Here is a 14,765-nt window from a genome sequence, read left to right as displayed (position 1 = left end):
GAACCGCTTCTACGGCCGTCGGCCGCCCAGGTTTTGGGGGATCCGTGCCGACGCCCGGGAGTAGACCTGCGCCCATCTTCCACAGCCCTTATGCAACAGTATCTGACCGAGCACATTGCCGCCGCCCTCGAGGCGATGGGCGGAGGTCCCGAAGGATTCCAGCCCGAATTCGAACAGCCCGCGAATCCGGAACACGGCGACCTGTCCACCAATGCCGCCATGCAGCTGGCCCGGCACTTCCGACAGGCCCCCCGCCAGATCGCGGAACGCCTCAAGGAACACCTGGCGCTCGATCCCAAGCGGATTGCCGCGGTCGAAATCGCTGGACCTGGATTCCTGAACTTCCGGTTTGCCACCGACTACCTGTACCATGCACTGGGTGAACTGCTGGCGGCGGGACCAGACTTCGGACGCACATCCACAGGCGCCGGGCAATCCGCCCTGGTGGAATTCGTGAGTGCCAACCCGACCGGTCCACTGACCGTCGGGCACGGTCGGAATGCCGTTCTGGGAGATACGATAGCCACACTGCTTGACTGGTCGGGGTTCGATGTAACCCGGGAATACTATTTCAACGATGCGGGTCGTCAGATGCGCATCCTGGGGGAATCGGTGCGTGGTCGCTATGTGGCGCTTGTCGACTCGGATACACCGACAAAGGTCATCGGGGATGCACCCGATACCGTAACGGTGCCCGAGCCGTTTCCGGATGACGGGTATCTGGGCGCCTACATCGGAGAAATTGCAGCTGACTTGTTTGCTGAACACGGCTCCGCACTGCTGGAAGCCGAGCAGGATGCCGACGTCTTCAAACAGGCAGCCGAAAAGCGGATTTTTGCCGAGATCGAGGCCACACTCACGCGACTGGGCATCCACATGGATTCCTGGTTCAACGAACGCTCCCTGTACGATTCGGACAAGATCTGGGAGATCGTGCAGTCGCTCCGGGACAAGGACCTGGCCTACGACAAGGACGGCGCGGTATGGTTCAGGACCACCGCCTTCGGCAAGGAGGCCGATACGGTGCTTGTCAAATCGACCGGCGAGCCGACGTACAGGCTGCCCGACATCGGCTACCATGTCAACAAGTTGGAGCGCGGCTTCGACCGGATTGTGGATGTGTTCGGTGCCGATCACATAGCTACGTTCCCGGACGTCCTCAGCGGCGTGAAGGCCCTCGGGTTCGATGCCGATCCCATCCATGTGGTGATCTACCAGTTCGTGACGCTCATCCGCGGCGGCGAGCCGGTGAAAATGTCCACGCGGAAGGCCACGTACGTGACCCTCGATGAACTCATGGATGAGGTCGGGGAAGACGTTACGCGGTTCTTCTTCCTCATGCGTTCGCCGAATACCCACCTCGAATTCGACCTCGACCTGGCCAAGGAAGCCAGCGACAAGAATCCGGTATTCTACCTCCAGTACGCACATGCCCGAATTTGCTCCATCCTCCGGAAGGCCGCCGAATCGGGACTGGAAGCCGAGCCCGGCGCCGATCTGTCCGCGTTGACCCACGACGCCGAGATCGCCCTCATGAAGCAGTTGCTCGGACTCCCTGAAGCGGTGGATCGGGCGGCGGCGGCCTGCGAGCCGCATCGTCTGGCCACGTGGCTCCGCGAAACGGCCGTGGCATTTACGCAGTTTTACGGTCAGTGTCATATCATCGGGGAGTCGGCCAATGTGGCCCAGGCCCGATTGCATCTGGCTGTCGCCACCCGGCACGTCCTTGCAAACGGGTTGCGTGTGCTCGGCATTTCAGCCCCTGAATCCATGTGAGGTAGTTCGTTGCGCGTAGCATTCCAGGGAGAAACCGGCGCCTACAGCGAGGAGGCTGTACGGGGCCTGTATCCGGACGCCGAGGTCGTGCCCTGCCCGGACTTCGACCAGGTGTTCGAAGCCGTGGCCGGCGAGGCGTGCGACCGCGCCGTCATCCCCATCGAGAACTCGCTGCACGGCAGCGTGCACCAGAACTACGATCTGCTGAGGGAGCATCGCCTCCGTATCGTGGCCGAAACCCATCTCCGGGTACGGCATCAATTGCTGGGCGTCCGGGGGGCGCGCGCCGGGGACCTGGTGGAGGTGCATTCGCATCCGCAGGCGCTCGGGCAATGCCGCGACTTCCTGCGCCGGCACGTCCCCGGCGCGCGCCCCATACCGGCGTACGACACGGCCGGAGCGGCCCGGGATGTGGCACGGGCGGGCGACAGGACACACGCAGCCATTGCCAGCCGTCGGGCCGCCGAAGAGTATGGTCTGGACATCCTGGCGAGCGATATCGAAAGCAATCACCAGAATTACACGCGTTTCCTGGCCTTGGCACGACCGGAAAGCGCAGGAAAAGGGGCTGGCTCCGACACGGGGCCGGCGACTGATTCCGGGTCCGGCTCCGCCGCGCAGACCCTGAAGACCTCCATCCTGTATGCCCAGAAGGAGAACGTGCCGGGAGGCCTGTTCAAGAGCCTTGCCGTGTTTGCACTCCGGGACATTGACCTGTTCAAGATTGAGAGTCGCCCGCTGGTCGGCAGCCCCGGCAACTACATCTTCTACCTGGACCTGGCGGGCGCCGAGTGGGACGAGCACGTGCAGCATGCCCTGTCCCACCTCGAGGAGATTGCCGCGTACGTCACCGTCCTCGGTACCTATGCGGAAGGCAGTCGTGCAGGCCGGGACTGAGGCATGGTACAACTCATCCGCCCGCTGAATCTGATCCTGGTCCTGTGCGGCGTCGTGCTGGGTGCCTGGCTGACGCGCATGGACCAGCCGGTCGACTGGATCGGTACCCTCCTTGCCGCCCTGGCGCTGGCGTCGGTCGCCGCCGCGGGCAACGTACACAATGACCTCCGGGACCTGGAGGCGGACCGTGTGAACCGGCCGGACCGCCCCCTTCCCAGCGGCCGGGTATCGCTCCGGACAGCCCGTCTGATGGGCGGAGTGCTCCTCGGCGCATCGTTCGTACTCGGCGCCATGGTTTCGCTGCGTCATCTCGGAGCTCTGGTCGGTATCGCCCTCCTGCTCTGGTTGTACAATCGCTGGCTGAAGCATCGTCCCCTCATCGGAAACCTGGTCGTCGCTGGCCTGGTCACCCTATCGCTCCCCTTTGCCCGCCTCGACACGCCTTTGGGCCCGGCCCTCTGGGTGGCCATGGTGTTTGCGTTCGTGCTGAATCTCATCCGGGAACTGGTCAAGGATGCGGAGGATGCCGACGGGGATTCCGGGGTAGGAAGCCGGACCCTTGCCGTCCTGGTGGGTACCCGAAGGGTCCGGAGCGGAGTGCAGGTTCTGCTCGCGGGCACCCTCATCGCCCTGCCGGCCCCGGCCGTGCTTCCGGCATTCGCCGGGACCTGGTTGCTGACCTGCATTCCGGCAGCGGTATTCCTGGCACTGGCCCTGGCAGGTACGGTGGGTGAAGGGTTTCCTGCACCCAGGGCCAGTCGACATGTGAAGATGGCCATGGTGTTCGGATTGCTGGCCCTCACGGTATCGGTGCGCTGAATGGACGATCTCGAACACCTGGCGGAACGGGCCAAGAACGGTGACGACCGGGCGCGGAATGACTTGATGAAAGCCCTGGAGCCTGTCATGCGGGGGTTTTTCATCAACCGGATCGGCCTGCGCGGGGACGTCGATGATCTCGTGCAAAACAGCCTGGTCCGCGTGCATCGGAGCCTGGCCGATCTGAAGGACAACGGACGGCTACAGGCTTTTGCCATGAAGGGGGCCCTCTACGAGCTCCAGGATTGGTATCGGGGCCGCTATCGTCCCAAGGAACGGCTGTTCGATGCGCATGCCCCACCCGACCACCCGATCGATCCGTTCCGGCCTTCCGACCGACTGGACCTTGATCGGGCATTGGACAGCCTCTCGCCACGCGCCCGGGAAATCATTGAACTCCGCGAGCATGGGTTCAAGTATGAGGAGATTGCCGGAATGACCGGATCGACGGAAGCCGCGATCAAGATGCAGGTCAAACGGGCGTTCGAACGCTTGCGCGACATCATGCAGGTCGTGGTGCTGTTACTATTGCGGACCTCATGACGGCTTATGGTCTGATGGATGTAACCCTCGAAAGCATATTGCACACCGACGAGTGGACGGACGACACCGTAGAGACGGTCCGTCGCGCCCTTGCCGACCAACCGGAGCTGGCCCGCCAGGTCTGGTTGTGGGTGCAGGTATCGGACCGGGCCGGATGCCGACTGGACGCGATCATGCCGCCGCTGGATGATCTGATGGCACTGGCCATGGATAGATCGGGCCGCCGGTTGGATGCGGACATGCACCTGCGACTCGGGCAGTGCCGGACCTCGTTCGGTTCGGCGTGCGCCTCCCATCCTGCGCTCAATGCAATCGTGGACCGGATGGCGGAGGATGTGGCCGCATTCGACATTGCCTGGAGCCGGTCCCGGAAGGCGCAACCCGCCACCGTACGCTCATGGTACGGCCGCGTGGCAGCATCGGTACCCCGGATGGCCGCTGCGGCCGTCGCCGTGGTGGCATTGCTGGTCGTGGGATATCTGGTCCTGCAGGATACATCGCAGGTGCTGACAGCCCCCGTTGACGGGGTTCGCATGGTCGCCCTGGAAGATGGATCCCAGGTACGCCTGGTGGAAGGCGCATCGCTCTGGACAAGCCGCAGCAATCCGCGGGACGTCAGCCTGGAAGGCCGGGCGTTCTTTGACGTGGCTCCCCGAGCGGACGCCCCCTTCTCCGTGCGCTCGGGAGATGTGATCACCACCGTGGTTGGAACCACATTCGGCCTGGAAGCGCTACCGGACGAAACCCGGATTTCGGTGGTCACCGGCAGCGTGCGCGTGGAAGCCGCCGGCCAGGACGTCTGGCTGGATGCGGGTCTTGCGACCCGGGTACCCAACGGGGGTGTTCCGGAAACGCCGTATCCGTTCGAAGCCATGGCCGAAATGGATTGGACGGGACTCTTCATCTTCCGGAATACGCCCATCGATTCTGTGGCAGCCACACTGAGTCGCAGCTTCAACGTCCGCATTGAAGTGGACAAGCCGCTGTCCGGTCGTGATCTGACCGGTACATTCGACCGGGAACAAGGGTTGGATGAAATCCTGGGGGTTGTCGCGGCCGCCGTCGGTGCCGAGCTGGACGTCGAAGAACGCGGCACGCGATACCGGTTGTTGGCCACGCGGCCGTAGCACGCCGAAGGAACGCGGTTGACAGCGGTGTTTATAAGCCGCGTGTCCCGCCTCCCGATCATCCTTCTCTTTGCCCTCCTTGTCGTGGGCCCCGCAGACGCGCAGACCATCCGGTTGCAGCACGCGGATACGCCGTTGACCGACGCCTTGGCTGCATTCACCGTCCAGACGGATGTGGATGTGGTGTTCAGTCGTACGATGCTGGCTCCATTCCGGACGTCGTGCTCCTACACGGGCCCGTCGGCACACGATGCGTTGCTGTGCCTGGTCACGGGGCTCCCCTTCCGGGTGCAGGAGATTTCCTCCACCCAGTTCGTGCTCATTCCACTCGCGTCCACGACCACTCGGTCCCGGAATCATAACCTGGCCGGTTTCGTGCGGGACGCAGAGACCGGGGAGACCCTGACGGGCGCCCACATCCTGGTTCCCGGACTGGGTGCAGCCGGAATAAGCAACGACGCCGGATTCTTCGTCCTCCCGGGCGTGGAGGGGGGACGACGTCGGATTCGCGCCACGTTCGTGGGATACGAACCGGCCGATACGGTGGTCGTGGTGAACGGCTCCCTGCTCGCGCTCGAGCTGGAGCCTGCTACGTTCGCCGTCAGCGGCATTGTGGTCGAGGCTGTGCCTACCCTGCGCGCCGACCTCGCCACGACCCCGGGATTGGTGGCCCTTCCTCCCCACAGTCTCCGCGCACTGCCGGGTACATTGGGCGTGGACGATGTGCTCGAGAGCCTCCGCTGGCTTCCGGGTGTCGAGCGGGCCGGTGAGGCGACCGGCGGTCTGATGATCCGGGGAAGCGGCCCGGATCAGAATCTGTACCTGGTGGACGGCGTTCCCATTTATCATCCCTGGCATGCCTTCAGCCTGGTTTCCACCTTCCAGACGGGTACGTTCAAGGACATCCTGCTCTATCGGGGTGCATTCCCCGCGGAATACGGTGGACGCCTGTCCTCGGTCCTGGACGCCGAACTCCGGGACGGAGGACGCTCAGGTCCGCGGCTCAACGCCGGAATGAACCTGCTTCATGCCCGGTTCCTGATGGAATCGCCCATCAGTTCACGATCCTCGTTCATGCTGGCCGGTCGACGGTCGTACGTAGACAAGATCATCGGTCTGCGTCACCCGGTCAGCGATGACACCGGACGACGGGACACGCTTCGCACGGGGTATTACTTCCACGACTGGAGCGCCAAGTTCTCCTGGCGCCCGGATGATCGATCGACGGTCACGATATCCCACTACTCAGGCGGGGACGTACTGGATCTGCGACTCCCTTTCGACGTCTCCCTGGACTTCGATTCGTTCCTTCGCCCGGCCGACCTGTTCTTCGAGATCGACCAGGACTGGGGCAACAGCATGACGAGCGTGCGATTCCAGCGCCTGGTTGGCGAGCGCCTGTTTGTGACCTCAACCCTGTACGATTCGCGCTATCATGCCGACGAGAATGCGTTCGTCCTGCCCAGTCGTTCCTCGTGGGTGGAATCGTCCTATGCCGTATCGGTGGCCGACCTGGGCGCCAAATTGGATGTGGACTGGTACGCCTCCTTGTCCCATCAGGTGCGCATGGGCCTGCACCTCGTCCAACGCCATTTCACGTCGGACATCAATGCCGTCGTCCGCTATTCCAGTGACTTTTCCGACCCTTTGGAGGAACGATCCGCCTCCGACTCGGCCGAGTTGGCCGCCTATATCCAGGATGTATGGCGGCCCGCTCCACGATGGAAAATCCAGCCCGGACTCAGGGTGAGTTGGTTCGCGAACGGGGATTACGTTCGGGCCTCGCCACGCTTGAACATCCAATACTCCATCCATCCCGAACGCCTGATGGTACGGGCCGGCATGGCCACCCAGGTGCAATACCTGCAGCGCATCCAGGATCGCCTGGCGTTCCTGTATGATCTGGTCTCCAGTCGTTGGGTACCGGCGGGGCCGGACCTGCCTCCGTCGCGTTCGGCTCAGGTCACGGCCGGGGTGGAATACCGGCCCATCAAAGGGTTGTCCCTCACCGTGGACGGGTACGGCCGAGCGAGCCGGAATGTGCTCCTGCCCGACGAACGATTCAGCGGAAGGACCGATCTCATTGGTCCGGGCATTTCCGTGGCGACCCTGCTCGCCCAGTACGATACGGGCGAGGAGCGGTCCGCCGGTGCGGAGTTCGGATTGGATTACCACAGCGGCCGCTGGCGTATAGTGGCCTCCTACACGGGATCGCTCACACGCCATCGTCTACTCGATAGCGAGGCCCGAACTTGGCGCCCGGCCCGGTTCAACACGCCCCGGAATGCGAGCCTGGTGGTCCAATCGGCGTTCGGTCGCTGGACCGTCGGCGCCTCGGGGATCTGGCGGTCCGGATATCCCGTCACGGTTCCGATCGGTCGATTCGTGGTTCACGATCCGGTCACGGGAACGCCCTCGTGGACATTGTACCAGCCCGACATCAACAATGGTCGCCTGCCTCCGTATTTCCGGGTCGATGCACAGATGGCCTGGCGCTTCCGGGCCTGGGATGCGGAATGGAAAGTGGGTCTGGACCTGTTCAACGTCTCGTTTCGCCGCAACGTGATCGGTCAGAGCTATAACCCGGAGGATGCCATAGCCAATCCCAGGAACCGGCGAGGTTTGCCCCTCTTGCCCCTTTTCGACGTGGAGGTGCTCATCCAATGACCCCCCGCATGCATGCTCCGCGTTTGCAAGTCTGCCTGCTGATCGTGGCTGTCTGGGTCCTTGCGTCGTGCGACGCGGTGGTCCACGAACCGCCGGACCTGCCGGTCATCGAAGCGTACGTAGTGGCCAACCAACCCCTTCCTGAAGTTTCGGTCCGATCGGTCCAGTCGCTGACCACCCCGCGGTCCGAAGGGACCACTGGACGGGAGGATGCAAATGTGGTCCTGCACCTGAACAACGTCCCCCACGCCTACACCCTGCTCGGCGATGGGCGGTATGGCCCCGTAGACCATCCGGTCCCCGTCGTCAGACCCGGTGACCGGTTCACGCTCCAAGTCACGTTGCAGGATCGGACCATCCTCGCCAACGGCACGGTGCCACCTGCCCTCTCGATTTCGGCGTGGACGGTCACACCGTCGACCGATGCCATCCCGGCCATCCTGGTCGATACCCTGGCCATCGGGCTGGACTCCCTGGATCTGGGACTGGATGCGGCACGCGGCTACGTCTATCCGGTCCAGGTCGATGTGGCATGGGACGTGCTGGACGGAGGCTGGTGGATGGAAGCGCAGTTGGTGCCGGACGATGCGTTCTCATCATCCATCCTCGACTTCTTCCTGCTTCCCAACGCTGTTTTCCCGGAAGACCCCACGGTACGTTCGGTCTGGAAAGGGGTCTATGCGGTACCTGTCCCTGAAGAAAACAGTCCGTTCCCCCCGCACGCATTGATGGTAGCCCTGGTCCGGGGCGACCGGGCGTTCGCCAGTTGGGCCGAGATCCGGGCCAACACGCGATCACGTGCCGGTGAAGGAAATGTACCCGGAGCCATCGGTTTCGTGGGCGGTATAGCTCTTGACAGCATTCGCATCCAGCTTCCATAAGCCGACATGTCCATCGGGCGCATAAAACCCATCCAGCGCACCCCTCCCCCGGACGCGGGCGGGACCATAACGAGGCTGGTCTGGCAACGCAAGGATGCCAACCGGTGCTCCATTTACCTGGATGATGCCTTCGCTTTCGGCATTCATGTGGATCTCATTGCATCCCACGGACTCCGGAAAGGAAGGACATTGACGGTACAGGAATGCGCCGAGTTGCTGGAGGAGGACCTGTATTTCCGGAGCCGGTCCCGCATCATGCGCTTCCTGGAGTATCGCCCCCGGTCCGAACGGGAGGTCCGCCAGCGTCTGGCTCAGCTCGACGTGCCCCCGGAAACAACGGAACGACTCATCCGCATGCTCCTGGATACCGGATTGTTGGACGATGCTGCGTTCGGCCGGATGTATGCCCGTTCGCGACTGGGCAAATACGGACCGGCACGGGTACGCATGGATTTGATGCGGAAAGGGATACGTCCCGCCGACGCCGATCATATCCTGGCGTCGCTCATTCAGGAAGTTGACCTCGACGCACGGCTCGATGACCTCATGGAGAAGGCGGACGTCCGATACCGCCGCGAATCCGATGACCGGATCCGGGAGCGCAAGATCATCCGGTGGCTGGCCGGACGGGGGTATCGCGTGGACACCATCCGGGAGGCCATTCGGCGGAACGCAGAAAAAAGCTGAACACTTCCCATGCTGAACCCTATTTTCGGACGTTGGAGAAATACCCCCCGAAACGTTCGGGTATCCTGAATGTCGCCGACCCGGAAACTTGATACCTTCAGCCTGCGCGGTACGGATTTCGTGCTGTTGCTGGTCGGTATTCTGGGTCTGGCCGCCTTCGCCCTGATGATGCCGCGGCTGCATCCGGACAGCGCCGCGGTCTATTCCCTCACCGAGGATGAGGCCATTGACCGGGCCAATGTTTTCCTGGCCTCACAGGGCTACAGTGTCGACAACTTGACCACGTCGGCCAAGCTCATGCGCGACACAGACTTGTTGGAACAGGTCCAACGGGTGCTGGGTCAGAGCGACGCCACCGCATTCCTGGCATCCGGCGCGGCGGCACCCATTCCCGCCTATTTCTGGAACCTGACCTATCGTACCCGGGACCCATCTGCCGGTCCGGATGACACTTTTGCGGACTTCGACACGGTATTCGAGATCCAACTGAACCTGGATGGAGCCGTCGTCGGTTTCCGCAACGAGTCGGGGACCGTCGGGTCCGGACGGCTGTTCGGTTCGGCCCAGTTCACGGTCAACCGGGGCGCACTCGCCAGGATTGTGGCGGCCGACACGGGGGGCGTGGCCGCCACGCGTGCACGTCTGGCGGCGTTGTCCGATACGACCCTGCTGGGGCACGTGCGATTCGATCTCGCCCGCCCGCCGGGCGAACGATCATCCGACGAACGCCTGCAGCGCCTGGAGTCCGGACAGATGGTGCTGCTCGATTCCTCCGACGTGCGGATCCTCCTGTCCCATCATTTCGACCGCACGGGACTCCGGAGTGTGACCTGGCGCACGGATTCCCTGAGGACCCTGGCCGGTACCGACGGTCGGATGGCCGAAGTGACCCTGGTGTCTGATCCCCCCATTGCCGGCCAGTCCATTGTGGCCCGAACCACGGTGACCAGCGCAGGCAACCTGGGGCGCATTGACCTTCAGTTCAATCCCGGGATGACCAACGGGTACGGCATGCTGGCATCCGTCATGCAGTTCATTACGGTTGGCGCGTGGATCCTGCTGGTCATCATCTTCATCGTGGTATTCTTCCGTCGATTGATGTCCCGTCTCGTGGACGTCAAGAGTGCCATGATCGATGCCGTGATCGTGGGTACGCTGATCGGCGGCGTGGCGGTCATGGGCAGCAACGGTCGATTCGTCGGTTTCGACTGGCCACTATGGGCCGATATCCTGGTCCGGATTGTTCTCTTTTCCGTCGTCGCAGGGGGCGTATCGCTGTTTGTCTTCATGGTCTCCGGTGTAACGGATTCGCTGTCCCGGGACCGATTCCCGGGCAAGTTGCGGACCATGGTCCTGTTCCGGCATGGCGATCTTCAGAATGTCCCTTTCGGCACCATGCTCATCCGCGGTATGCTCGGGGGCGGGGCACTCCTCGGCGTGGCAGCGCTTGGCATGTTCGCATTTGACGCGTTGCAGCCTCAGATTGAAGACACGTTGGTTTCGGATACGTTTGCCCGACCTGTATTGGGTGTGGTCATGGCCGGTTTCGCCATGTCATGGCTTTCCACCGTGACGCTGGCCATGAGCTTCGGCGTAATTGCCCATCGGATTTGCGACAAGGCCTGGTGCGTCATTCCGATCGTCACTCTGGGCGCCATCATCCTGGATGCGTCGCCCATCAATTTCCATATGACGGTGGAAGGCCTCGCGGTATCGGCCGGCTTCGGGCTGCTGATCAGCGTCCTGTTCCACCGATACGACCTCATGACGATGCTCGTGGCCTTGTTCACGTCGCATCTGCTGTGGCAACTGAAAGAGGGGTACCTGGTCGGCGGCATAGACACCTGGGTGGACCTGCTGCTGGCGTCCCTGTTGCTGACATCTGTCCTGGTATTCGCATTCATCGCACTCCTGGGCGGGCGATCCGGTCGTGACCTGAAAGAATACGTTCCTGAGTACGTGACGGAGATGGCCAGCCAGGAGCGGGTCAAGCGGGAGGTTGAAATTGCCTACCAGGTCCAGGCCAACTTCCTGCCCCGCACCATGCCCCGTATTGCGGGACTGGACATTGCGGGCATGTGTCTTCCGGCCAACGAAGTGGGCGGCGACTATTACGATTTCATCGAACTGGACGGTCAGCGCGTGGCATTCGTGGTCGGAGATGTAAGCGGCAAAGGCATTCACGCATCCTTCTACATGACCCTCGTCAAAGGCATCCTTCAGACCCTCGCCCGCCTGGAATTGCCCGCCGCGGAGGTCATGCGCCGCCTGAACCACCTTTTCTGCATCAACGTGCCGTCGGGGACCTTCATCTCCATGATTTATGGAATACTTGACGTCCAGACAGGCACATTCTCGTTCGCGCGTGCCGGACACAATCCGGCCATCCTGCGACGTGCATCGGAGAACTCGTACAAATTCCTGCGGCCTGCCGGCATGGCCATCGGGTTTTCAGACGGCAAGGTCTTCGACAACGGGATAGAGGAAATGACGGTCATCCTGCAACCCGGCGACGCCCTCGTTCTGTATACGGACGGATTTTCCGAGGCCATGAACTCCAGGCGTGACCTGTATGGGGATGAACGCCTGGCTGACAAGGTAGCCCAGGTGGGCTCCAAGTCGGCCTCGGCCATCCTTCGGCTGTTGACGGAGGATGTCCATCATTTCATTGAAGGCATGGGCCGGTCCGATGACATGACGATGGTGGTGGTCAAGCGGAAGGCGGAATCATGAGCGACGTGTCGCGAGCGGCTGCTTGGGTCAGGACGCGCATGGGGCCTGCACCCGAACTGGGCCTTGTGCTCGGATCGGGGCTCGGTGACCTGGCCGATATCATGCAGGATCCCGTGGTCCTGGAAACCGCTTCCATTCCCGACTATCCGGCGTCATCGGTGCAGGGACACTCGGGCCGGCTGGTCTTCGGCACGCTCGAGGGCACCCAGGTCGTCTTTGTCCAGGGACGACTGCACATGTACGAAGGGCATGACATGCCGGCCGTCACGTTCCCTGTCCGTCTCCTGGCCGCCCTCGGTGTTACGTCCATGGTCGTGACGAACGCCGCTGGGGGCGTCAATCCGGCCTATCCGCCCGGCACATTGATGTGGATTACCGATCATATCAATTGGACCTTCGAGAATCCGATGGAAGCCTTGCTTCCTGAGCTCGCGCCGCCGGTGCGTTCCAGCCATCCGTACGATGCCGCTTGGACAGAGAGCGCCCGGACCGTGGCAGATGACCTTGGCATAGCAACAGTGACCGGTACCTACATCTGGACCCGGGGACCGAACTACGAAACGCCGGCCGAAATACGGGCATTCCGGCAACTCGGAGCCGATGCCGTTGGCATGAGCACGGTACCGGAGGTGTTGGTGGCGCATCGTCTGGGGCTTTCCGTGCTCGGCCTGTCCACCATCACGAATCCGGCCGCTGGCCTGAACACCGCCCCGCTGAATCACGAAGAAGTCCTTGAGACGGGTCGTCGCGTCAAAGCCGACCTCTCGCGTCTGGTCCTGGGAATCATCGCGGCCCGCAGTTGAATGCGCGGCTTGCGCCACATAGCCCTTTTCCTGGTACTGCTTCCAGTCCTCGCGGGACAGGGGCGGGCCCAGGTGGTACAGGATGTCCAGCTTCGCGCGGAGGCCGATCGCAGTGTATTGTTTCCCGGCGATACCCTGCGTGTTGAACTTTCCGCCTATGTTTCGGCATCCCACGCCCGGGATGCCTTGTCAACCGGGTGGCTTCTGTCGGATGTGTCCAGTCCGGCACCGGACGGTCCGTTGCGCCAGGTGAATGCGACGAGGCCCCAGTCCAGGGATGGCCAGGCCATAGCGGGCACCATGGTCTATCGATTCACGCGGACCTTCATCTATGTGGCCGAAGATCCCCGGCCGGACATCGTCACCGTGGGTCCATGGATTCTTCCGAATGCGGGTCGTCCCGTGGAGGCGCCGGGCATCCCGGTCGAAGTCGTTCCACGTCCTGCGTTTACTCCAGACCTGGCCCGTGCCGTTCTGCCGCTGTTTGCAGAAATACAATCCGCGGCCGGTACAACGCTGCTGCGCAGGGACGGTCACGCCGTTCTGGTAGCCGGTTCTGCCGTGCTCACGTCCTGGCATATCATCCGGAATGCATCGGTCATTACCGTCCTACTCCCGTCAGGACGACAGATGCGCGTCGGACGGGGTTGGGCCATCAGTGCCGAGCGTGACCTGGCGTTGTTGTATGTCGATCCTTCGGTCATCCTGGATGAAGGCATTGCTCCTGTCCGTCTGGCACCACTCCCGGCGGATGCGAGTGAACAGTGGCTGTATACCCTCTCTCCGGGACGCCAATCCACCGGGCGCCTCCATGCTGGAATGGATGGGCGTCGATGGATTACCACGAACCCCGTCCGACCCGGCGACAGCGGAAGTCCGCTGTTGGATTCCAGGGGTGATGTTGTGGGCATTGTTACAGCAGGAACGGTCCTTTCGCCCCGGACGGACGTCCTCCGGGAAGAAATCACGGTCGCGCATGACCCCCGTCCCTTGCTGCAGCCCTTCCTGGACGGGCAACCGCCCCGCACCATCGCGGATTTGATCCCCGTAAACGACCCCTGGCACCAGATGACGGAGTTGGGGGCGGCGATGGCCGCACTGTCCCGTCCCGACGGTCGCCGGGATATGAACGGATTATCCGTAGCCGCAACCCGGTCGCTCATCCTGTCGGAGTTGCTGGACCTCATGGACGCGGCCATCTCCGCTCCCATACCCGACCCCGAACTCCTCTACAGCCTCGGCTTGCTGGCGCATCTCGGCGGAGACAGGCAACTCGCGGAACAGGGTTTCCAGGCCTCCATCCAGGCCGAACCCGGACACTACGGCGCCAATTATCTGTTGGGACTCATCAATCTGGCACGGCGCGACTGGACGGAGTCCGATCTGCATTTCGGGCGCGCTGCCGCCGCCGGCCCATTCCGGCATCTGGCCACCTATGGACGCGCCAGGAGCGCGATGGGTATGCATGCATGGAGTCGTGCAGCCGCGTTGCTGCAGGACGTGATTGCGTACGACCCGTCCTTTGCACCCGCCCTCTTCGACCTGGGTCAGGTCCACGTGGCCCAGGGGCAACTCAACGAAGCCCGGCAGGTAGCGGGCGCCCTGGCGCGCGTGGACGGCTACTGGGCCCGTCGACTGGCGCGGATGATTGCGCGTCCTGAATGGGGTCCCAGCAGTCTCACCGAAATGCCCCTCGTGCCGTTCCGGATCCCTGACCTTCTTTAGAAGGCTGTTGAGAGGTGCACCAGGGCGCCCGTGACGGGCATCCGTTGCTTTTCTTGTCGCGATTTGTGCATATTCCCGGCAACCCAACCACCAATCGGGCTGCGAGC

Annotated in this window: 11 protein-coding genes; all 11 read left to right on the top strand. The window is 62.8% G+C overall.

The genetic code is table 11. The annotated features are described in order from the left end of the window. Window positions 1-90 precede the first annotated feature (90 nt). The 11 genes from argS (at window position 91) to RIE53_07905 (ending at window position 14,658) form a co-directional block, all read left to right on the top strand. Window positions 91-1,776: an arginine--tRNA ligase gene (gene argS, locus RIE53_07955; protein MEQ9104619.1), complete on the top strand. Its 1,686-nt coding sequence runs from the start codon at window positions 91-93 to the stop codon at window positions 1,774-1,776. A 9-nt stretch (window positions 1,777-1,785) separates the two neighbouring features. Continuing rightward, window positions 1,786-2,673: a prephenate dehydratase gene (gene pheA, locus RIE53_07950; GenBank protein ID MEQ9104618.1), complete on the top strand. Its 888-nt coding sequence runs from the start codon at window positions 1,786-1,788 to the stop codon at window positions 2,671-2,673. A gap of 3 nt (window positions 2,674-2,676) precedes the next feature. Then, window positions 2,677-3,492, top strand: coding sequence for a geranylgeranylglycerol-phosphate geranylgeranyltransferase (locus tag RIE53_07945; GenBank protein MEQ9104617.1), 816 nt, complete (start codon window positions 2,677-2,679; stop codon window positions 3,490-3,492). Continuing rightward, window positions 3,493-4,035: an RNA polymerase sigma factor gene (locus tag RIE53_07940; GenBank protein ID MEQ9104616.1), complete on the top strand. Its 543-nt coding sequence runs from the start codon at window positions 3,493-3,495 to the stop codon at window positions 4,033-4,035. It begins immediately after the preceding gene. Further along, entirely contained in the window at window positions 4,032-5,162 is a 1,131-nt protein-coding gene (locus tag RIE53_07935; GenBank protein ID MEQ9104615.1) for a FecR domain-containing protein, read from the top strand. Before RIE53_07940 ends, RIE53_07935 begins: the two co-directional genes overlap by 4 nt. A 42-nt stretch (window positions 5,163-5,204) precedes the next feature. Beyond that, window positions 5,205-7,829 (top strand): TonB-dependent receptor, encoded by a 2,625-nt coding sequence (locus tag RIE53_07930; protein MEQ9104614.1) that lies wholly within the window; start codon window positions 5,205-5,207, stop codon window positions 7,827-7,829. A gap of 44 nt (window positions 7,830-7,873) precedes the next feature. Further along, window positions 7,874-8,710, top strand: a complete 837-nt coding sequence (locus RIE53_07925; GenBank protein ID MEQ9104613.1) for a hypothetical protein — start codon at window positions 7,874-7,876, stop codon at window positions 8,708-8,710. A gap of 6 nt (window positions 8,711-8,716) precedes the next feature. Then, on the top strand, window positions 8,717-9,397 hold the full coding sequence (locus RIE53_07920) for a RecX family transcriptional regulator (protein ID MEQ9104612.1): 681 nt from the start codon (window positions 8,717-8,719) through the stop codon (window positions 9,395-9,397). Window positions 9,398-9,466: 69 nt separating this feature from the next. After that, window positions 9,467-12,130, top strand: a complete 2,664-nt coding sequence (locus tag RIE53_07915) for a PP2C family protein-serine/threonine phosphatase (protein MEQ9104611.1) — start codon at window positions 9,467-9,469, stop codon at window positions 12,128-12,130. Further along, a complete protein-coding gene (locus tag RIE53_07910; protein ID MEQ9104610.1) occupies window positions 12,127-12,933 on the top strand; it encodes a purine-nucleoside phosphorylase in 807 nt (268 codons plus the stop codon). Before RIE53_07915 ends, RIE53_07910 begins: the two co-directional genes overlap by 4 nt. A gap of 9 nt (window positions 12,934-12,942) precedes the next feature. After that, window positions 12,943-14,658, top strand: coding sequence for a trypsin-like peptidase domain-containing protein (locus tag RIE53_07905; protein ID MEQ9104609.1), 1,716 nt, complete (start codon window positions 12,943-12,945; stop codon window positions 14,656-14,658). The last annotated feature ends 107 nt before the right edge of the window (window positions 14,659-14,765 follow it).

This window comes from Rhodothermales bacterium, from assembly GCA_040221055.1.
Lineage (GTDB): Bacteria > Bacteroidota > Rhodothermia > Rhodothermales > UBA10348 > 1-14-0-65-60-17.
The sequence above is the reverse complement of the archived record's forward strand: the minus strand, read 5'-3'. Positions and strand labels throughout refer to the sequence as shown.